This window comes from Streptococcus sp. 27098_8_109, assembly GCF_041432295.1.
GTDB lineage: Bacteria > Bacillota > Bacilli > Lactobacillales > Streptococcaceae > Streptococcus.
The window spans coordinates 40,072-61,188 of sequence record NZ_JAPVZJ010000001.1 but is presented as its reverse complement, the minus strand read 5'-3'; the positions used below and the strand labels follow the sequence as shown (position 1 = coordinate 61,188).

The following is a 21,117-nucleotide window of genomic DNA, read 5'->3' as shown; positions in this document are numbered from 1 at the left end:
TTTCCTATTTAAAAAATGCTGTACCAATTCTGACAAATGTTGAGCCAAATTCAATCGCTTCCTTGTAGTCACGACTCATACCCATACTCAAGTCCGTCATTGGCATATTGGGAATTTGTTTTTCTCTAATTTCTAGTTGCAAATCCTGCGTAGCTTTAAAAATTTCTTTCAACTCATCACTACTAGCTTCAAAAGGAGCCATGGTCATCAAGCCGACATATTCAATTTTATCTAAGGTGGCCAATTCTGGCAAGAGCTCTAATAGTTCTTCCCTTGAAAAACCATGTTTGCTCTCTTCCCTTGAGATATTTACTTGTAAGAAACACTTAACAACTCTGTCACTTCTTTTTTGAATTTCCTCTGCTAGCTTTAATGAATCCAAAGCGTGGAAATAATCAACATACTGAATGACATCTTTGACCTTGCGTCTTTGCAAGGTTCCAATCAAATGCCAGGTGATATTTCTATCTTTTAAAGCTTGATATTTCTCAAGAAATTTATCTACACGATTTTCACCAATATGATGCACACCTAGCGGAAGCAAAGCCTCCGCTGTCGGTACGTCTACATATTTTGTAACAGCAACAACCGAAACAGAATTGGCTTCTCTTCCTGACTGCTGACTTGCATCTTTTATTTGTTGAAAAACACGTTCTGTATTTTCTTTCAAATTCATTTACTTAACGATTTTTGAAAAATGGAGGAGTGTCTAATTCATCCTCATCGTGTAAAGATGGCGCTTCGAAACGTTCAACTGGTGATACCACTGAATCAGTTGGTCGAACAATTGTCTCACGACGCAAGTCCCAATCACCAAATGCTGAAGTTTGAGAAGTTTCTGTACGGCGAGGTGCTGGACTTGGAATTTCTGCAGTTTCAGCCATATCAAACTGACGATTATGATTGTGTGCATGACTAGGACTTACTTGTTCATGACGGACAGCTTGTCTTGGTGCATGGCCCACAACTTTTTCCACACGATCTTGACGAACACCAGTTGCAACGACTGTAACACGGATTTCATCTTTCATGTTTTCATCGATAGATGTTCCGAGCCAGATGTTCACTCCTTGACCAGCTGCTTGGTTGACGATTTCTGAAGCTTCTTCTGCTTCAATCAAAGTCAAGTCAAGTCCACCAGTAACGTTGACAATGACATCCTCGGCACCGTCAATAGTTGTTTCAAGAAGTGGTGAGTAAATTGCCTTACGAGCTGCTTCTACCACACGTTCTTCTCCACTACCGATACCGATACCCATTAAGGCATTCCCTTTATTTGCCATAACTGTTTTCACATCGGCAAAGTCAAGGTTAATCAAACCAGGATTTGTAATCAAGTCCGTAATCCCTTGAACACCTTGGCGAAGTACGTTATCTGCTTCGCTAAGAGCTTCAAGAAGTGGAGTTTTCTTATCAACAATTTCAAGCAAGTTGTTGTTTGAAATAATCAATAGAGTATCCACATGCTCACGAAGTTGATTGATTCCTTCTACAGCATACTGACCACGTTTGCTTCCTTCAAAACCGAAAGGACGTGTCACAACACCAACTGTAAGAGCACCCAAATCTTTAGCAATGCGGGCAATAACAGGAGCTGCACCAGTACCAGAGCCCCCTCCCATACCTGCAGTAATGAAGACCATATCTGCTCCAGTAATAGCTTGAGTCAAGGCTTCTTCGCTTTCTTCAGCTGCCTTTTGACCAACTTCAGGTCGACCGCCAGCACCCAAACCACGAGTCAATTTAGGGCCTAACTGAATTACAGTCTCAGCTTTTGTACTACTCAAAGCTTGTACATCTGTGTTTGCTGCGATAAATTCTACGCCTGCAACACCTTCGTCAACCATGCGGTTAATGGCGTTACCACCACCTCCACCAACACCGATTACTTTAATCACTGCACCTTGAGCAGCCGCTGTATCAAATGAAAATGTCATAGTTTATTTTTCCTCTTTTATTCATCAAACATACTTCCGATTAAGCCACGGAAACGATCTGCGATTTTTGGTTTATTTTGAGAAGATACTTTATCTTCTTTCGGAGCAACTACGTTCGTAGAAGCTGATTGCTCTACCTCAGTATTTTGAACTGATTGAATAGGGGTCGGTTGTGCTACCTGCGTAACACGTTGAATCATCCCACCAAAATTAATTGGTTGGTGACGCAAAGTATCTTCACCCTTGACTGCTCGTTGTGCTAACAAATGCACTTCAGTCAATTGACCAGCAAATTCAGACAAGCTAATCACATGAGCAAAGGCAGGATTACGGATTCCAACTTGATTTGGAACGTAAAGTTTGACACCAACGCCAAAGACTTCCTGTGCAAGTTCTACAATACCTGGTAAAATAGCATTTCCACCAATCAGAACAATCCCACCTGGAAGATCCAACAAATGTCTTCTTTCCAACTCTTGTTTGATTTGTTCAAAAATGTGCTTAATGCGGGCTGAAATAATCTCTGCTAGGTAGCTTTCTGTAACTTCTACAGGTTCTACTTCACCAATTACTTCAACTTGGAAGGTTTCATTGCTTGCAAGTGAAGGGTAGGCTTCACCATAGTTCAATTTCAATCCTTCAGCTAATTTCTGTGAAGTCTTCAAAACTTTAGAGATATCTTTTGTGACATAATCTCCACCTTCTTGAAGAATATTTGTAAACTGGAGTTCTTGGTTACGGATTGTAGCAACAGTTGTTTGACCTGCTCCCATATCAATCACAGTAGCTCCAAATTCACGCTCTCCTTCGTTCAAGACTGAACGAACCAAAGCCAATGGTGAAATAATAATATTTTCAACTTGAACACCTGAGCGCTCAACTGTTTTACGTAAATTGTGAAGAATAGTACGTGGACCTGTGTAAAGCAAACCACGCATTTCAAGACGAACCCCCATCATACCACGTGGGTCACGAATACCTTGGAAACCATCTACGATAAATTCTTCTGGAATAAAAGTAATGACTTCACGATCTGGTGTCATACTCTTTGTCAAGGCTGATTTAACAACATTTTCAACATCTTGATCTGTAATTTCTTTTGTATCAGATGTAACTGGAATCATACCTTGAGTTGGTTCTACCTGCAAAAGATTTCCAGGCAAACCAACATTCACTGATTTGATTGAAATGCCAGCTTTCTCTTCTGCTTGGGAAATAGCTGACTTGATAGCAGTTGCTGCTGCTTCAATATCAACGATAATCCCATCCTTTACACCTTTACTCTTGGCATTACTTACACCAATTACGTTTAGTTCACCATTTCTATGCTCGGCAACCAATACTTTAATCGAATTAGTTCCGATATCTAAGCCTGTAAAAAAACCATCTCTAGCCATTACATCGCATCCTCTCTCTTCCAAGTTTCAAACTTCTATTCAATATAGCTAAAATAGGGCATAGCTATTCACAGAATATTATAACACAAAAAATCCAATCGTGCTTAGTTTTTCCTAAATTTACTTACCATTTTTTCACATTCTTTCCTTAGCTTTTTTTATTTTCCAAACAAGTTATAAAAAAATCAGATTTATGAAAAAAAGAAAGCTCATTTCTAAGCTTTCTTTGCAATCATTTTTTCTGCTTCTTGCTCTAAAAATAGTTCCAAGATTTTCTTTGTTAACGTAATCGCTGCTGATAAGGCCAGGGAAACGATTAAATAATTAGCTACTAAGCCATGGTCTCCAACCAATGGTGGTTTTGTCAAGAATCCGTAATCTCCACCTGTTACTAAATTGACCACAAAAATCAAGGCATTTAATGCAAAGGTCATGAGAAAAATTCTTTTCACATCTAGCATTCTCGCATCGTACTGTCTCAAGAGATAAACCAGTGAGTTCCCCAAGAGAGCTAAGTGCCCAAAGATAAAGGACAAAATGGCAATATGTGGGAAAGGATAGGGATCTGGCACTGGATAAACAAAGGCAGCTAATGTCCCAAATGTTCCTAGTAATGCAAAATACTGCCTATATTTAGACTGACCAGGAAGCAAAAGCACCACAAACATAGCCATACGGCAATGGTAAAAGGGTAAGCTTTCTGACAATGGCATATGATTAACCCCGTACCATCCATAAAGAAGGATTAACTGAACTGCCTGCAAGATTTGGAAAAATCGTTGATAAGCCTTCTTTTCACGATAACGATAGGCTGTATAAAAGGTCAAGGCCAAGAGTGTAAATATACTGACATACCAAAAAAGATCAAACTTGGGTGGCTCTGTTGCTTGGGTCGTAAAGAAAATATCCCATAAATTCATCTAGTCTTCCTCATGTTTCAAAATTTTCCTGCATTTTATTATACCATGCTATTTGTCAAAAATGAATTTAGAAATACGTAAATGTTTGACAAAATCACTTAGCTTCATTTTCTAAACTTTCTACCAACTTGGCCAAATTCATAGAGTTAGAGCCCTTGAGCAGGATTTGGTCATGCACTCCAAGGCTTTCTTTGACCTGCTTAACTAGGTCTTCAAATTGGTCTTGGTTTTCTGTTTTCTTGAAGTAGTAAACGTGGCCGATTGGGAACATTTGACTAGCCAATTGGGCTAATTCAGCAATGTCTTCTCCATAGAAAATAACTGTATCAAGCACATCTGGAGAAAGGCTCAAAATCATCTGATTATGGAGTTGAATAGACTGGTCACCAAGTTCCTTCATGTCCGCCAAGACAGCGATTTTCTTGCCACCTTCGTTGGCTGGAATGGCAGAGAAAGTCTCTAAAATCAGCTTCATAGCAGTTGGATTGGCATTGTATACGTCAGACAGAATATCTGCTCCATTGGCCGCTTTCTTCCACTCGGTACGGTTACGCGTCAATTCAAGATTTTGGAAGGCCTGACGAATTTGCTCCTCTGAAACTCCTTCTTGCAGGGCAACATAGGATGCAATCATAGCATTGGTGGCATTGTACTTACCAGTCACTGGCAAATCAAGGGGTTGCTCCAAGAAATTGGCCTTAAAGGTCAAGCTATCCTTACGCTCAACCAAGTCGGTAATTTCCAACTCTGCCCCTTGCCCAAAACGAACTACCTTTTTATCAGTTGGCAAGTAGTCCTCTACAATAGTGTCAGTTGGCGCTAAAAGCAAGGAACCAGACGACATGCCATCAACAATTTGCATTTTTCCTTTAGCAATCTCAGAACGGTCTTTGAAAAAGGCCAAATGGGCTTCTCCAACCAAGGTCACGATGGCTGTTTTTGGATGAGCCAATTCTGATAAGAGATGAATATCTCCCAAGTGATCCTGTCCCATCTCCAAGACCAACTTTTCTGTTCCTTCAGGCATGTGAAGAACCGTGTAAGGAAGACCAATCTCATTATTGTAGTTACCTTGTGTTTTGTAAGTTTTGTAGGTTGTTGATAGCAAGTGCGCTAACATATCCTTGGTCGTTGTTTTACCATTTGAACCTGTGACCGCAAAGACATCAACTGCTGTTTTTTCAAGATAGTAGGCAGCTAGGGATTGAAAGGCAGCCAAAACGTCAGCTACTAGAATGTAGGGATGATTTGCGACCTCTTTCTCAGACAGGGTTGCAGCAGCGCCATTTTCAAAGGCTGTTTCTATAAAGTCATGACCGTCACGCGCACCTTTGAGGGGGACAAATAAATCTCCTGTCGCAATCAGACGACTGTCAAACTCGGCCTTCTCTAACTGGGTGTCCTCAAAGATGCTGATATCATTTTTAGCTCCTACAACTTGAGCCACTTCATGGATTGTTAATTTCATTTCTACTCCTTTAAAAAGGGTCGAAGCTCGAGAACTCTAGTCACCTTGCAGTGATAGTTCTGGCTTCTACCCTCTCTTTCATTTTATAGCAAATGCGCTTCGCGCTTGTCAAAACTTTCCTTGGCAAGGTCAACCAAACGCTCGATTAGTTCTGGGTAGCCGATTCCCATATTGTCCCAAAGTAATGGATACATAGACCACTGGGTGAAACCTGGCATGGTATTAAGCTCGTTGAGGAAAACCTCTCCCTTATCTGTATAGAAGAAATCGCAACGAGATAGACCGAGCCCACCAATGGCACGGAAGGCAGTTTCTGCATTTTGACGCATGACAGCTACCACATCATCACTAATTTTGGCTGGGATATCCATAGTAATCTTGTTGTCAATATACTTGGCATCGTAGTCGTAGAAGGCAACATCCTTAACAACTTCTCCTGGAAGCGTGCTTTTGACATTGTAGTTACCCAGTAGACCAACCTCGATTTCACGGGCATTTACCCCTTGTTCAACCAAGATACGACTGTCATATTGGAAGGCAAGTTTCAAGGCTTGACGAAGTTCCTCTTGATTTTCAGACTTAGAAATACCGACACTAGAACCCATGTTGGATGGTTTTGTGAAAACTGGATAAGTCAATTTTTCTTCAACTTCAGCAATTTTAGCAGTCATATCATCGCCTTCAACGATAGCCACATAAGGAACTTGGGCAATCCCGACAGATTCTAAGACACGCTTAGTGGTGATTTTATCCATGGCAAGGCTTGATGACAAGATATTACAGCCGACATAAGGCATTTTCAAAACTTCGAGGAAGCCTTGAACAGAACCATCTTCTCCCATCGGACCATGAAGGACTGGGAAGACCACTGCACCATCTTCGTAGATGGCACTTGGTGCAACTTGCTTATCCCAATCAATAGTTTCATTGGTCATAAGACGATCCTCTTGACCTGGAGTCTGGCTAAATTCTTGCGTTTTAATAAAGTCACCTGACTGGCTGATGAAGAAAGTCTTGACTGTGAAACGGTCGTAGTTGACCGCACGCATCACACTCTCAGCTGAAAGAACAGAGACTTCACGCTCTGCACTACGCCCACCGTATAAAAGAATAATCGTTTGTTTCATATTACTTGTCCTAATTCTAATAGAATACTCGTTCTTTAGTATATCATATTTGCTTCTTTTTTGAAACTTGAACCTGATACTGGTCTTCAATAAATCTAAAAAGAGAACGATAAAAAATATCGGTCTCCTTGATTTTTTATATAAATGAATTGAGTTTGTTAATTTGTCCAGACTTACAGCTCTGTTCGATTTTCAATGGCTCGTAAGAGTGTCACTTCGTCCGCATACTCGATATCTGCCCCCACAGCAAGACCTCGTGCCAGGCGCGTAACCTTGATCCCAGCTGGTTTGAGCAAACGTGAAAGATACATGGAAGTTGCTTCGCCATCTGCTGTGGCATTGGTTGCTACGATTACTTCTGAAACTTCACTATCCATCAGACGAGTCATGAGACTCTTGAGATTGATATCATCTGGACTGATGCCATTCATGGGAGAAATAAGACCATGTAAGACATGATAGAGTCCATGGTATTCTTGGATGTTCTCCATGGCTGCCACATCACGACTATCTTCGAGAACTAAAATCGTCGTCTGGTCACGAGTCGGATCGGTACAGATAGAGCAAGGATCGTCATCAGTCAGGCGACCGCAGATGGAACAGTAGGTCAGCTCTCTCTTAGCAGAAAGGAGATTTTTAGCAAATTCATTGACATCGTCATCAGACATTCCAATAGTATAGAAGGCCAGACGGGTAGCCGTCTTAATCCCGATACCCGGTAACTTAGAATAACTGTCAATTAGCTTAGCAATAGGTGTTGGATAAAGCATATGTTCCTTTCTAATTCATTGGATGATGTTGGTTATAGAGGTTGATAATATCGCGCGCAATGGAAGGTCCGACACCATTTGTAAGGTTGGTGTTATGAGGGAAGACAACAGCTACAGCGATTTGAGGATTATCTGATGGTGCATAGGCCACAGCATTAGTATTGTTAGCTTTTTGACCACCCTCAACATAACTTTCGGCAGTACCTGTTTTTCCACTAATGGATACCGCTGCGCCATTTGAAAAGGCACGACCGGTTGTCAAAGCACTACCACCATGTGACACTTGATAAAAGCCTTGTTGGAGGATGGAAACATCAGACTCAGAAATATTAATTTTATTCATTTCCTTGGTTTCAACAGATTGGATTAAGTTCCCTAAGCCACCTTGTTCGTTGTTTCCATAAATCCCCTCGACAATGTGAGGTGCAATCCGAACACCGTTGTTGGCAATGGTTCCAACGTACTGGGCCAATTGCATAGGGGTATAGTTATCAAACTGACCAAATGCATTGGTAATGTAATTAGCAAAATTATACTCTTTTGGTATAAAACCAGTTGACTCATCTGGAAGGTCAATGCCTGTTGAGGCTCCAAGACCATATTCCGCAAATGTCGAACGAAGTTTCCCCATAGCGGATTCTAAATTGTTAGTTAAAACAAACATATTGGGTTGATAGGTCTGACCCATAATGCCCAAAGCCGTTTGAACCATGTAGGTATTAGAAGAATACTCCAAGGCTTCCACAGCTGTAATCGGGAATGAACCGTAAGCCTGAGTGTACCAAGAATTAATCGGAGCTGAACCTTGGAAGACAATCGGTTGGTCTGTCAAGGTCTGATTCCCTGATAAGACTCCATTCTCCCAACCAGAGCTGATGGTCGCCGCCTTGACAACAGAACCTGGGACAAAGACATTGGTTACTGTTCCCAAGGAATCAGGTGTTAAATCTCCCGTTTTCAAGTCATGTTTGAGTCCTGACATAGACAAAACCGCACCTGTTTTTGGGTTGAGGGCAACTGCATACACACCTTCTGAATACTTGGCTCCTCCATTTCCCAGTTCGGAATTGAAGTAACTCTTAAGCAGATTGTCCACGCTATCTTGAAAGGCCAAATCAATAGTCAGTTTAATATTATTCCCTTTGGTACCATCTTCGATATTTTCGACACTTTCCATATTGCCATACTTGTCTAGATGGATTTCTTTCACCGAGCGTTTCCCTTGCAAGGTTTCTTCATATTGTTTTTCTAGATAAGAGGTTCCAACACGGTCGTTTAGAGAATAACCCTTTTTGATATAAGCATCTGCTTCTTCAGCTGGAAGACCGGCTTTTTCACTGGATACACTTCCTACTATAGACGAAAGAGAAGTCTCTAGGACCTTTCGATCCCACGAAGTTGAAATACTGATCCCAGGTAAATTCTTAGAAGCTGAAGCAATCAAGGCAATCTGTGTATCTGTCAAGGAATCTGTCGCAATGGTCCCTGTCGCAAAATTTCCAACTGCATTGAGTTGGCTAAAAAGATAAATTTCTTTCTTTTCGTCATCCGAGTAGGTCAATTGACTTGGATCGATACTTTCAACAGTATTATTGTAAAGCTCGGATTCAGATAATTGATTGCCATCAGAATCAAGTCGCTTCTCACGTGGTAAACTTTCCACTGCTTTCTTATAGACATCTTGATCTGCTAGATAATAGTCCGCCAACTGTCGATCAGTCAATGTTGGAGAAGTAACTCCCACATAAGCCAGCAACTTCTTGGCTGTTTCTTTTAAATCTGCAGCCGTCATTTTGTTGTTTCGAGTAAAGGAAACAACTTGTTTCACAGTATTTTCAACCAAAGGCTTGCCGCTGGCATCATAAATTTCGCCCCGAGCCGAACTAGTGGTCACCTTTGTTTTACTAGCAGATGCTAATTTTGTCTCATAAAAATCCTTGTTCAAAACCTGCATATAAAGCAGGCGACCTATAATGGCCATAAAGAGTAAAATGACTATCGAAAACAATAAATTAAGCCGAATCGGAATCGAATGGCTGTCAAATTTTCTCATACAAATCAGTCTCATTTCTATTTAAAATCTTACTCTTCATTGTACCACAATTCGAGAAGAAAATTATGGAAAAGGAAAAAGCTTTTTTCCTTTTTACGGGAAAATACGCTTTTATTTATCTATCCCTATATTATATGATATAATAAATGTAAAAGTTCAATGACCCAGTCTTTTTCCAATACGACTCATTTAAAGGAGCCTTTCTATGGACAAACCAGATATAGCAACCATCATTGATTCCCACTTCGAAGAAATGACAGATTTAGAGCAAGGAATCGCTCGCTATTTTTTACAATCTGAAACCATTGCAGATGATTTATCTTCTCAGCAGGTTACTCAAAAATTACATATTTCTCAGGCTGCTTTGACCCGCTTTGCTAAAAAGTGTGGTTTTACAGGCTATCGAGAATTTATTTTCCAATACCAACACCAAGCAGAGAAACAAGACACCCATTCTCACAAACACAGTCCACTGACAAAACGAGTCCTTAGAAGTTATAGCAGTATGCGGGAACAAACACAAGACTTGATTGACGAAGTCCAACTAGAACGAATTGCCCAGTTAATCGAAGATGCTGAGCGCGTCTACTTCTTTGGAACAGGGAGTTCTGGCCTCGTAGCTCGTGAAATGAAATTACGCTTCATGCGTCTGGGTGTGGTCTGCGAGGCCTTGACCGACCAAGACGGTTTTGCTTGGACGACCAGCATTATGGATGAGAATTGTCTCGTACTCGGTTTCTCTCTTTCTGGCACAACCCCTTCTATTTTAGATAGTCTATTAGACGCTAAGGAAATGGGGGCACAGACTGTACTTTTTACAAGTGTTCCCAATAAAGATAGTCAGGCCTATACAGAAACTGTTATTGTAGCCACCCACAGCCAGTCTTCTTACATCCAACGTATATCCGCTCAACTTCCTATGCTCTTCTTTATCGATTTGATTTATGCCTACTTTTTGGAAATCAATCGTGAAAGCAAGGAGAAAATCTTTAATAGCTATTGGGAAAATAAAAAACTCAATGGCTATCGTAGACAAAAACGTGTAAGAAAATCCTAGTTTGGCTGAGCCAAACTAGGATTTTTATTCATCACCAAACATACCTCTTCAAAATTATGAATTAGTCATATCTTGACTTAGTCTTGAATAATTTCATGTAATCACTTTTTGAAGGGAGTAAATAAGCAAGTCTGACGGTATCCTCAACAATTGTATATAATACGATGTAATCCTTACTCAAGGTCAATCCTCGCGTTTGGTAGCGAGGATCTAATTTCTTACCAAATTTTTCATCGGCATCAAATCCAGCTTGGGGGAAAATTTCTAGACGATTAATATCTTTTCTGATACTCTCCACTTTTCGTCTCGCAGCCTCTACAGAACCGATTTCCTCTGCTATATACTGATATATTTTATCCAAACTATCAATCACTCTATGAGAATACAAAATCCTATATTTTTTATAATCCATAGCGTGTCACGACATCCTCATCTGTCAAGTAATTTCCAGCCTCAATTTTGGCATAACTTTCTTGAACTTCTGCTTGTAATTGTCTAAACAAATACTCCCTCTCTAATTCCTCTTCACTCAGTAAATCTACTTCATTTGTTACGGCAACATTCTTTAAAAATAATCTGAGTGCCGATGAAAGAGAGAGATTTTGTTCTTTTAACACTTCCATGACATCATTTACCAACTCTCTATTAGCTTGGAAGGTCACAATTTTATTTGAATCCGCTATAGCCATTTTATATAACTCCTTTATATATTTTATTTATTATCTCACAATTATAAAGAAAGTCAAGGGAATTTGATTAGAAAATCCTAGTTTGGCTGGGCCAAACTAGGATTGTTTTATTTTAAAGTGATAATAAGCACCCAACATTCCTGCTGTATTTTGGTGATGGGCAAATTCTAACCGTGTTTTTTCTGCTAAGCTTGGCACCAAGGCATCTTTTAAGGCTGTGCGAATTTTTGGTTTGAGGATAGCCTCTTGCCCCATAATACCGCCACCTAGAATAACCACTTCTGGATTGGCCACATAGCAAATATTTGCCAGACCTTTTCCTAGATAGTCTACCATACGGTCAATACCAGCCATGCAAATCTTGTTTCCTTCTGTAGCTTCCTTAAAGATACGTCGGCCATTCCACTGATCAACATCTTCTCCATGTGCTTCAGCTACATATTTCACTAAAGCTGTCGTAGAAGCCAAGTCTTGGAAATCTCCATCCTGCATATGCATATAACCAACTTCGCAGGCTGAATTGCTAAAACCATGGAAGACTTTCCCATCCATAATCAAGCAACCACCGATACCGGTTCCAATGGTCAAGCAAAGTGTCACACTCGCTCCCTTGCCTGAACCAGATACTGCCTCAGCCAGACCAGCACAGTTGACATCATTTTCAATCTCACAAGGAATCGCAAAGCTAGTCTCGATTTCCTTCTTGAACTTGGTTCCTGCATAATTTGGAATCTGAGGTCCAGCATAGAAAATCTCACCCTTATCTGGATCCACCATTCCTGCAGAAGAAATAGCAACACCTGCTACTGGGCCTTGTTCTAAATATCTGGCTACGATATCTTTGGTCTTTTGTAAGATATGAGGTCCACCTTTATGCGCCTCTGTTGGCATTTCATGCGATTCAACAAGTTGGCCTTCTTGGTCGATCAAACCATATTTGATGTTGGTTCCACCGATATCAATTGCAACGTAGTGTGTCATAAATACCTCCTTATGGATTAGAGGAAGCGCTCCTTGGTTTCGCGAATCAAGGCTGCAGCTGCTTCTACAACTGGACGATCTTCTTCAGTCACTGGCGTCAATGGTGAACGAACAGAACCAATATTCAAGCCTTCATTGATCTTCAAGACTTCCTTAATTACACCGTACATATTTCCATGTGCAGAAGTGAGTTTAGCAATGATAGCGTTGATAGCATACTGCAATTCACGCGCTGTTTCTAGGTCCTTATCCGCAATCAATTGGTTGAGTTTCAAGAAGAGTTCTGGCATAGCACCATAAGTACCACCGATACCAGCTTTTGCTCCCATGAGACGACCACCTAAGAACTGTTCATCTGGACCGTTGAAGACGATATGGTCTTCCCCACCAAGGCTAACAAAGGTTTGGATATCTTGAACTGGCATAGAAGAGTTCTTAACACCGATAACACGTGGGTTTTTCAACATTTCTGTGTAAAGGCTTGGAGTCAAAGCAACACCTGCTAATTGAGGAATGTTGTAAATCACGTAGTCTGTATTTGGAGCTGCAGAACTGATATCGTTCCAGTACTTAGCAACTGAGTATTCTGGCAAGCGGAAATAAATCGGCGGAATCGTTGCAATGGCATCTACACCCAAGCTTTCAGCATGGCGAGCAAGTTCCATACTGTCTTTGGTATTGTTGCAAGCAACGTGAGCAATGATTGTCAATTTGCCCTTGGCAACTGCCATGACTTCTTCCAAGATTAACTTGCGGTCTTCAACGCTTTGGTAGATACATTCACCAGAAGAACCATTAACATAAAGACCTTGAACACCTTTATCAATGAAGTATTCCACCAAGGCACGCGTACGCTCTGGACTTACTTCTCCTTGATCATCATAACATGCGTAGAAGGCTGGAATGACACCTTCATATTTTTTTAAATCTGACATAGATTTTCTCCTAACTTATTTCCGAAACGAGGGGAGAAAATAAATTTTTCATCCCCTTTACATTATGTTTATTTTACAATTTCTGACAATTTTACTTTGCGATCTTCAAACATAGACTGGGTACAAGCATCTGCAGTAGCAATTGCTTCTAGAGCAGCTTCACCTGTCAATAGTTTTGCAAATTCTTCTGATACTGGAGCTCCTTGCATAATCTCATGCAGATAGCGCATTTCTTTATCAATGACAGATGATAGCCATAATGGAGTACGTTTACCTGGTTTACCATAAGCAATTGCTCCGTCCATCTCTGTACTATGATAGATACGAGTACGATCATCATCTTCTTCTTGAGATTCGTGAATCAAGAAATAGCTTTCTTGTCCATCTAGCTTAAGAGTTCCTTTACAGTTGAATAAATCTAAGCGGATAGCGCCTTTTGTTCCTTGAATTAAGACATAATGTTCACCCCAACGATAAGCTGACCCCCATTCTAACAAGGCAAAACGCTTATTAGAAAATTCCATATTGACAAAAATCATATCATCTTCATCACCGAAATTTTCACCTTCATGGGCTACATTTCCACCTGTCATGGTTACAGTTTCAGGCATGCCACCCATAAGGAATTGAACACAATCCAACTCATGGATGTGGTGATACAAGTGACCACCTGATTTTTCACGAATTTTTTTCCATGATACTGACGGTTGTTGTTCTTCCCAACCATTACGAGCTGTGTGACAATATAGAACGTCTCCGATGACTCCTTGATTAATGAGTTCTTTTGCATGATGGACACCATTAAAGAAGTTCATAATATGTCCTGCCATAAAGGTTACATTATTTTCTTTACATGCATCTACCATCTCGCGACAATCTTGATAAGAAAGCGCAATTGGTTTTTCACAGAAAACATTTTTGCCATGTTGTGCAGCCTTAATAACCGGTTCCTTATGAAGATTATTTGGAGTTGCGACGATAACACAATCTACTTCATCGCTAGAAACCAACTCATCTAGGGAACTTGCTACTTTTGCTCCCAATTCTTCTGCAATAGCCTCTGCATTATCTGGATCATAGAGAAGAGTAATCTCTGCTCCATCATTCTTTTGCATATAACGAGCCAACTCAGCTCCAAAATATCCTGTTCCAACAACACCGTATTTAACCATATTTTTTCTCCTTTATTTTGTTAAATCATTAATTTCCAAATCTATATACTGAACTACATTGCTTAAATGCAATTCATTTCTTGACCATGAATCATATTTTTCAAACAATACACCTATGTGATGATTTGGCAATTCTGTAATCGCAGAATAAGCATAACCATACGAAGGCAAATCAATGTCATAGTGGTATTTCCAATCGATACTATCATCTTCTTTATTGACTAAACCGACAACTAATTGACCTCCCTTACGGCCATTTCTAGAATTTGGTGTACTCAAAATGACTGCTTCTTTTCCATCAACTAATTGAGAGTATCTAATTGCAGATACTTGTGTACCATATGAAGTTTGTTGAATTCCATCGATATACGAAACTTCTGACCATGTTTCTCCAGAATCTCTACTAGTCATATAGGCAATCTTACCTGTAGTAGTTCTAAAGAATGTTCTAATCACACCATCTCTCATTTCAACCATTTGCGCTTCTGCTGTCGCATTCTTAAACGGAATTGAAGCTGAGGATTTCTTCCATGTTTGACCACTATCATCAGAAATGAGATAAGTTAGTTCGCCACTAGTATATGTTGCAAAAATTAATCTATTACTTGATTTTAATGCTAAACCTTGTCCGGGACATAAGTAAGTTCCATTATGTTTTTCTCCTAAGAACGGAGGCAATAACTTAAATTGTTCCCAACTCTCTCCTCTATTCTGACTAGTTGTCATTGCTATATAATTAGTAGGAGTCACTTTAAATAACGAATCTTTGTAGAAAACATTCATAGGAACCTGTTTTCCATTATGCCTTTCTCTTAAAGAGCCACTATCAAAATCAACCGAATATTGTTCAACTGTTAAAGACTTTCCTCCCTCTAAAACTTCATACTTATCATTTATAGTATAATTTGTAGGTTTATTAGTTGTTTCATCATAAACGACACCATTTTCTCTGACTGTATAACGGAAATCATTATCTCCATCCTTCTTTAGTTTTAAATAATAATGACCGTTTATTTCTTTAAAACCTGAATCAGCTTTATTTGCATTATTATTTCCGATACCAGCAGGCATAACATCAGCTAATAATATCGTTTTCCCAGATTTTTTATCTTCAACAATGGATGAATCTATAAATGAAGCACTTCCACTAATTTGACTATTCTTTAATTTATTATCTCGTGGCCAGTAAACTAACTGCTCCTCATAGTCATTAAACTTCATAGCAAAAGTTGGCTCACTCCACGTTTTCCCATTATCATCACTATAAGAAGTCGCGATATTAATCTTACTTTTAGAATCATGAGTCCCACCATAACGTGCATCAATACTTGATAGAACTCTTCCACTACTTAATGTATATAATGTCGGTATTCTAAAATAGTTTGCTTGAGTAGAATCTCCTGATTGGAAAATTAACTGAAATGGATTTGACAAGGGAATAGTTGAAACTTCCTGATCACTAATTGCTTTATTAAATAGACTGATTTCATCAATACTTCCTCTTGCAAGATAATGATCCTTGCCTTCACGATTAACAGCTCCTAGTGTTGCCTTATCTATACCATTTATATTTGAAATCGGCAAAAATGTATCAACTGTTTCAGAGAACACTTCTATACCATTAACATACATTGTGTATGTCTTATCTTTAGAATCAGATACAAATACGAGTGTATTTTCAACTGCCTGTCCTTTATGCTTTCCCCATAATGAAGCTGGTCTAGAAAATAAATAATTTATTCCCTTTTGGGCGTCTCTTATTTCTACACCTATCTCACCAGAATCTCTCATGAAAATTGAAAAGTAATTATTTTTAAAGCCTGCTTTACTATTAGATAGACCAAACAAAGCTTGAAGCGAGTTTGGTTTATCTGCTTTAAATTTCATTACTACTGTCTGACTCTCTCCAGATAATTTATCTAATAACAAAGGGCTGATATCTATACTCTTATTGTTCAGTTGATATGAACCTCCTTGAAAAATAGGAGATATAGACAGTTGACCATAGTTTAATTCATTCGCATGAATCAAAGTGGGTACTCCCATTAAAAGACTAATTCCTACAACAGAAATTCCTAGTTTTGAATAAAGACCTCTCTTATTCATTTTTTCCTTCTTTCGTTTACTTCACAGATCCTTCTGATAATCCACTTGCAATCTTATTTTGGATAATAGAGAAGAAAATAATTGATGGAAGAACCACAATAACAGATGCTGCCATCATATCTCCCCAGTCTAAAATTTCTGAACCGTTAAGAGATCGAAGAGCTACTGCTACTGTCATCTTTCCTGTATTGTTAATCAAAATTAAAGCATACAAGAATTCATTCCAAGCATTGATAAATGTATAAATAGCTGTTGCTACAATACCTGGTGCTACAATCGGTAGCACAACTTTATAAAATGTAACAAATTTATTTGCACCATCAATTCTAGCTGCTTCTTCAATTCCAATTGGAACTGTTTGGAAAAATCCAACTAAGAGCCAAACTGCATATGGAACACTAAAAGATAGATAAACCATCATCAAGCCAAATAAACTATTTGTTAATCCAACTTTAGCAATGGCAATTGAATAGGGAATTGCTAACAAAATTGGTGGGAAAATGTAGGTAATGACAAGTAATCTCGACATGATTGCTCCCAATTTAGGGAAGAATCTAACAATACCATAGGCTGCCATAGCAGAAATAATAATCGCAATAACGGTTGTAGCTAAGGCAATGATTAAACTGTTTCGAATGTTATCAATAAAGTGCAAATCGTTGATAACATGAGTGAAATAATCTAATGTAAATTGTTCAGGCCAAAATCGTGTTGGATACTGAGTTAATTCCCCTTTACCCTTGACAGAAGATATGATAATCCATACCAATGGGAAAATTGCAACAATGGTCGCACCAATCAAGAGTACATGTGAGAGAATATCTAAATAAATACTGGATTTCTTCTTCATTATTTTCTACCCTCCTTTTCCCACTTACTGATGATAGCAAAGTAGATAAAGCAAATCGCCATCAAGAAGATAAAGAGCAATACTGTAACTGCTGAAGCACGACCCAACAATTTAGTTCCCCAACCTAGGTTGTAAGCAAAAATTGGAAGCGTCGTTGTAGCATTAGCCGGTCCACCACCAGTAATAAGGTAGATGATATCAAAGTTATTAAAGATCCATACAGTTCTCAAAACAACTAGAAGTCCTACAACCACTTTAATATGTGGAAAGACGATAAACTTGAACACCTGCCAACTTGAAGCACCATCTATCTTAGCAGCCTCAAATTGTTCTTCTGGTACTGTTTGCAAAGCTGAAAGTACATTAACCATAATCATCGGCGCTCCAAACCAAATGTTGATAAACACCAAACATAGGAATGCCCATGTACTATCTGTCAAAAATGCAGGTGTATGATCCATTAAACCTAATTTTACGATTAGATTAGGTAAGTAGCCATAAACCCCGTTTAGAATCCACTGCCAAGAAAAGGCAATAACGATGGTAGGAAATGCCCAAGGAACAATCAATAAGGTCCTATATAATTTCTTGAAGTGGCGTACTCTGTGAAGAGCTAAAGCCAATACAAACCCTACTAGAACTTGACCAACTAATGAGAAAACGGTCCACTTAATTGAATTAAAGAACGCATTAAAGAAGTTGGGATCTGATAGCACAGCTTTATAGTTAGCTAAACCAACAAATTTATAATTAGGCATAATCAAATGCTTATTGGTAAAGCTATAAAAAATACTCGAGAAAAACGGATAAACAAAGAGTAATCCTACGATAATCATAGCTGGCAAAACAAATATCCAGCGAGTTAAATTACGTTCTTTAACCATTCTCCTTCTCCCTTCTTTTACAAGATTGGGCTAGGGCTTTTCAGCTCACTAGCCCACCTATTTTCTAGTCTTTTACATCTACTGAGCAGCCTCAAATAAATCGTTTAATTGTTTTTCTGCTTCTTTTGCTGCTTTCATAGGATCTGTTCCATTTGAAATGATATCTTGGAACATTTGTTCAATAATGTGTTGGTTAGTCAACATACCAGCTTGTACACTTGGTCCATTTTCATAACCAATAGCAGTACCTTTTTTAACAGCTTCAGTAATCACTTCTTCAGCATGTTTAAATTTCTTACGAGTTTCATTTTCTTTATAGGCTGCAGAATCGCTAATCCCCTTAATAGTTGGCAACATACCTACTGGAGTTGAATCAAGGAATTTAACGTAGTCTTCTTCATTATAAAGTGATTCTAAGAATGCTTTAGCAACTTCTGGGTGTTTTGAATTTTTCCAAACAACCATTGGAATGTTTGAGGTTTCAATTCCTTGTTCCTTATCAGATTCTTTGATTTTTGGAATAGGATAAGCATCAATCGAATCAATCAATTGAGGACTGTTGGCATTAATTCCTCCAATATGGAAGCCAGAGTTAAAGTCAAATGCTGTTTTTCCTTGATAGAACAAGGTAGCTTGTTGAAGGACATTAAAGTTCAAAGAATCTTGAGGTGAGATTTCTTTATACATTTTAACCCAGTATTTAATACCATCTTGAGCAAGTTGACTTGTCAAATCTGCTTTAAGATCTTTTGTCAAGAGACTTCCACCACCACTACGTACGTAGAAGTTCAAGAAACGTGTTGCCATTAAGTCATTTGTTCCAAACGGAACAGACAAGCCATAAACTCCAGCTTCTTTCAATTTTTTAGAAGCTTCATAGAGTTGATCCCAAGTTTTAGGAACCTCAATATTATGCTCTTTTAACAAATCTGTTCTAACCCACATGACTTGTGCATGTGAATAAAGAGGAACAGAGTAGTAATCATCTCCGATTTTTGCTTCATTTAAGGCAGTTTCGTTAAATTTATCCTGTCCAATACGCTTGATAGAATCGTTTAGCGGAACCAAAGCATCTGAGTTGACCATTTCCATTACTTGGTTAGGAAGAGCCGTACTGATATCTGGCACATTTCCATTTGCTAAACCTGTAGTCCATTTAGTATAGAAGTCATTCCAAGAAAATGTTTCAATCTTGATTTTGGTTTTTGGATGCTTTTGCATAAAAGCATCTGCTGATTTTTGAATACTTTCCAAACGTGGTCCTTGAGTAAAGGAGTGCCACATTGTAATCTCACCAGATAATTCTGTCGGTGGTTCAGTGTCAGCTGTAGTTTCTTTCTTTCCTGAACAAGCTACCAAGGCAACGGCTGCTAGCGCAACTCCAGCTAGACATAAAAACTTTCTCATTTTTTTCATTGTTCTTCCCTTTCTACATTAAGAAATCGCAACTTTAAAGACAACTTTTTTAACAGGTTCATCATTTATACGAACCTTGGGTTGATGTAAATCTTCTGGAAAAGTGATAAGGCATTCACCAGCTCTCAAATGAACTAACTGTTCCACTTCTCCTGTGTATAATTCAATATCTTTTTCTTCATCATATTTTTGGGTAACGCTTACATTTTCTGGCGACGTAACAGCCATGGCTTCTTCGTTTTCCAAAACTAAATGAATATCCAAATATTTTTGGTGAGTTTCAAAGAAGGCTCCTGCTTGACCGTCTGCTAGATAAGTAAAGCAATTACCAAATAATCGATCACCATCGATATCAATCGGACCTTCTGTTAAATTTTCTAGTCCTGTTTTTTCTAGAAAATCTATTAATGTTGCAAAATGTGGATTTACTTTCACATAAGTTCCTAAACGACTGATTTTAGTAATAATCATACTCAATCCCCCTTTCTTTATTTTTTATTTAAGACCAGCAACGAAGCGTTCTGTAATCTCTTTTGGTCTAGTAATAGCGCCACCAACAACGATACCTCGCACTCCATATCCCAGGATTTGTTTGGCTTGTTCAGGTGTATGGATTTTCCCTTCTGCAATAACATCTACACCAGCATCACAGAGTTTTTTGATTAATTCAAAATCAGGACCATCCACTTTTGGACTATAAGATGTGTATCCTGATAAGGTTGTTCCGACAAAGTCAATTCCTGCTTCAACAGCTGCCAATCCTTCCTCGAAAGTACTTGTATCAGCCATCAAGAGCTGGTTAGGATATTTCTCCTTAACCTGACGAATGAATTCTTGAATTTCCAAACCATCGTAGCGTTCACGCTTGGTACAATCCAGAGCAATCACCTCGATGTCCAGTTCTGCCAATTCATCAACTTCTTTCATAGTAGCTGTGATGAAGGGTTCTTGCGGTGGATAATCTCGTTTAATTATCCCAATAATTGGAAGGTTGGTAACCTCCTTGATTTCCTTGATATCACGAACACTGTTTGCTCGGATACCGACTGCACCACCTTGCTCAGCCGCTTTGACCAGCAAGGGAATGACTCCTCCCGCTTCTGTATAGAGCGGTTCGTGAGGAAGGGCCTGACAAGAAACGATGATTCCATCTTTGATTTGTGCAATCAAGGCTTCTTTAGTAATCTGTGGCATCCTCTTTCCTCCTTTTCTTTGTTCTTATGGGTTCATTATATATTATTTTTAAAGCGCTTTCAATACTTTGTGGTAGAATAGATTTCAGTTTCAAAAGTATTTTATAGAACAGCAGTTTCTGAAAGTAGTTTCAGAGAACCATCTATATTAAATCATTTTTA

Annotated in this window: 20 protein-coding genes; 1 reads left to right on the top strand and 19 read right to left on the bottom strand. The window is 38.9% G+C overall.

What is annotated here, in order from left to right; translation table 11 throughout:
• Positions 1-4 precede the first annotated feature (4 nt).
• The 8 genes from O3664_RS00325 to pbp2b form a co-directional block, all read right to left on the bottom strand.
• Entirely contained in the window at positions 5-676 is a 672-nt protein-coding gene (locus O3664_RS00325) for a YggS family pyridoxal phosphate-dependent enzyme (protein WP_371613454.1), read from the bottom strand.
• A gap of 4 nt (positions 677-680) precedes the next feature.
• Positions 681-1,937, bottom strand: coding sequence for a cell division protein FtsZ (gene ftsZ, locus O3664_RS00320; RefSeq protein WP_049511014.1), 1,257 nt, complete (start codon positions 1,935-1,937; stop codon positions 681-683).
• Between the two features lie 17 nt (positions 1,938-1,954).
• Entirely contained in the window at positions 1,955-3,334 is a 1,380-nt protein-coding gene (ftsA, locus tag O3664_RS00315; protein WP_371613453.1) for a cell division protein FtsA, read from the bottom strand.
• A 215-nt stretch (positions 3,335-3,549) separates the two neighbouring features.
• Positions 3,550-4,254 (bottom strand): TIGR02206 family membrane protein, encoded by a 705-nt coding sequence (locus O3664_RS00310; RefSeq protein ID WP_049502428.1) that lies wholly within the window; start codon positions 4,252-4,254, stop codon positions 3,550-3,552.
• 94 nt (positions 4,255-4,348) lie between these two features.
• Entirely contained in the window at positions 4,349-5,722 is a 1,374-nt protein-coding gene (murF, locus tag O3664_RS00305) for a UDP-N-acetylmuramoyl-tripeptide--D-alanyl-D-alanine ligase (RefSeq protein ID WP_371613452.1), read from the bottom strand.
• 83 nt (positions 5,723-5,805) lie between these two features.
• Complete coding sequence (locus O3664_RS00300) at positions 5,806-6,849, bottom strand: D-alanine--D-alanine ligase (protein ID WP_371613451.1); 1,044 nt, start codon at positions 6,847-6,849, stop codon at positions 5,806-5,808.
• Positions 6,850-7,022: 173 nt separating this feature from the next.
• On the bottom strand, positions 7,023-7,619 hold the full coding sequence (recR, locus tag O3664_RS00295) for a recombination mediator RecR (protein WP_000966754.1): 597 nt from the start codon (positions 7,617-7,619) through the stop codon (positions 7,023-7,025).
• A 10-nt stretch (positions 7,620-7,629) separates the two neighbouring features.
• Positions 7,630-9,687 (bottom strand): penicillin-binding protein PBP2B, encoded by a 2,058-nt coding sequence (gene pbp2b, locus O3664_RS00290; protein WP_084819610.1) that lies wholly within the window; start codon positions 9,685-9,687, stop codon positions 7,630-7,632.
• 190 nt (positions 9,688-9,877) lie between these two features.
• On the opposite strand from pbp2b, the gene O3664_RS00285 reads away from it, so the two are divergent.
• Positions 9,878-10,729 carry a MurR/RpiR family transcriptional regulator gene (locus tag O3664_RS00285; RefSeq protein WP_371613450.1) on the top strand — a complete coding sequence of 284 codons (852 nt, stop codon included), beginning with the start codon at positions 9,878-9,880 and terminating at the stop codon, positions 10,727-10,729.
• Between the two features lie 61 nt (positions 10,730-10,790).
• Here O3664_RS00285 and O3664_RS00280 read toward each other — a convergent pair whose 3' ends face one another.
• The 11 genes from O3664_RS00280 to O3664_RS00230 all read right to left on the bottom strand — a co-directional run bounded on the left by O3664_RS00280 (position 10,791) and on the right by O3664_RS00230 (position 20,956).
• Positions 10,791-11,141, bottom strand: a complete 351-nt coding sequence (locus tag O3664_RS00280; protein ID WP_371613449.1) for a type II toxin-antitoxin system RelE/ParE family toxin — start codon at positions 11,139-11,141, stop codon at positions 10,791-10,793.
• The gene (locus O3664_RS00275; protein WP_371613448.1) at positions 11,131-11,418 is read right to left on the bottom strand and encodes a hypothetical protein; all 288 of its coding nucleotides are present in this window, start codon (positions 11,416-11,418) and stop codon (positions 11,131-11,133) included. Before O3664_RS00275 ends, O3664_RS00280 begins: the two co-directional genes overlap by 11 nt.
• 96 nt (positions 11,419-11,514) lie before the next feature.
• The gene (locus O3664_RS00270) at positions 11,515-12,399 is read right to left on the bottom strand and encodes an ROK family protein (RefSeq protein ID WP_371613447.1); all 885 of its coding nucleotides are present in this window, start codon (positions 12,397-12,399) and stop codon (positions 11,515-11,517) included.
• A gap of 17 nt (positions 12,400-12,416) precedes the next feature.
• Entirely contained in the window at positions 12,417-13,334 is a 918-nt protein-coding gene (locus O3664_RS00265) for a dihydrodipicolinate synthase family protein (protein ID WP_371613446.1), read from the bottom strand.
• A gap of 68 nt (positions 13,335-13,402) precedes the next feature.
• Positions 13,403-14,506 carry a Gfo/Idh/MocA family protein gene (locus O3664_RS00260; RefSeq protein WP_000241736.1) on the bottom strand — a complete coding sequence of 368 codons (1,104 nt, stop codon included), beginning with the start codon at positions 14,504-14,506 and terminating at the stop codon, positions 13,403-13,405.
• Positions 14,507-14,518: 12 nt separating this feature from the next.
• On the bottom strand, positions 14,519-16,612 hold the full coding sequence (gene nanB / locus O3664_RS00255) for a neuraminidase NanB (protein ID WP_084950141.1): 2,094 nt from the start codon (positions 16,610-16,612) through the stop codon (positions 14,519-14,521).
• Between the two features lie 16 nt (positions 16,613-16,628).
• Positions 16,629-17,462 carry a carbohydrate ABC transporter permease gene (locus O3664_RS00250; RefSeq protein WP_000730468.1) on the bottom strand — a complete coding sequence of 278 codons (834 nt, stop codon included), beginning with the start codon at positions 17,460-17,462 and terminating at the stop codon, positions 16,629-16,631.
• Entirely contained in the window at positions 17,462-18,346 is an 885-nt protein-coding gene (locus tag O3664_RS00245; protein WP_000237987.1) for a carbohydrate ABC transporter permease, read from the bottom strand. The genes O3664_RS00250 and O3664_RS00245 overlap by 1 nt, the downstream gene beginning before the upstream one ends.
• Before the next feature lie 78 nt (positions 18,347-18,424).
• Positions 18,425-19,762, bottom strand: coding sequence for an ABC transporter substrate-binding protein (locus O3664_RS00240; protein ID WP_000738780.1), 1,338 nt, complete (start codon positions 19,760-19,762; stop codon positions 18,425-18,427).
• A gap of 18 nt (positions 19,763-19,780) precedes the next feature.
• Positions 19,781-20,233 carry a YhcH/YjgK/YiaL family protein gene (locus O3664_RS00235; RefSeq protein ID WP_000587482.1) on the bottom strand — a complete coding sequence of 151 codons (453 nt, stop codon included), beginning with the start codon at positions 20,231-20,233 and terminating at the stop codon, positions 19,781-19,783.
• A gap of 24 nt (positions 20,234-20,257) precedes the next feature.
• Positions 20,258-20,956, bottom strand: coding sequence for an N-acetylmannosamine-6-phosphate 2-epimerase (locus O3664_RS00230; RefSeq protein WP_001135679.1), 699 nt, complete (start codon positions 20,954-20,956; stop codon positions 20,258-20,260).
• Between the last annotated feature and the right edge of the window lie 161 nt (positions 20,957-21,117).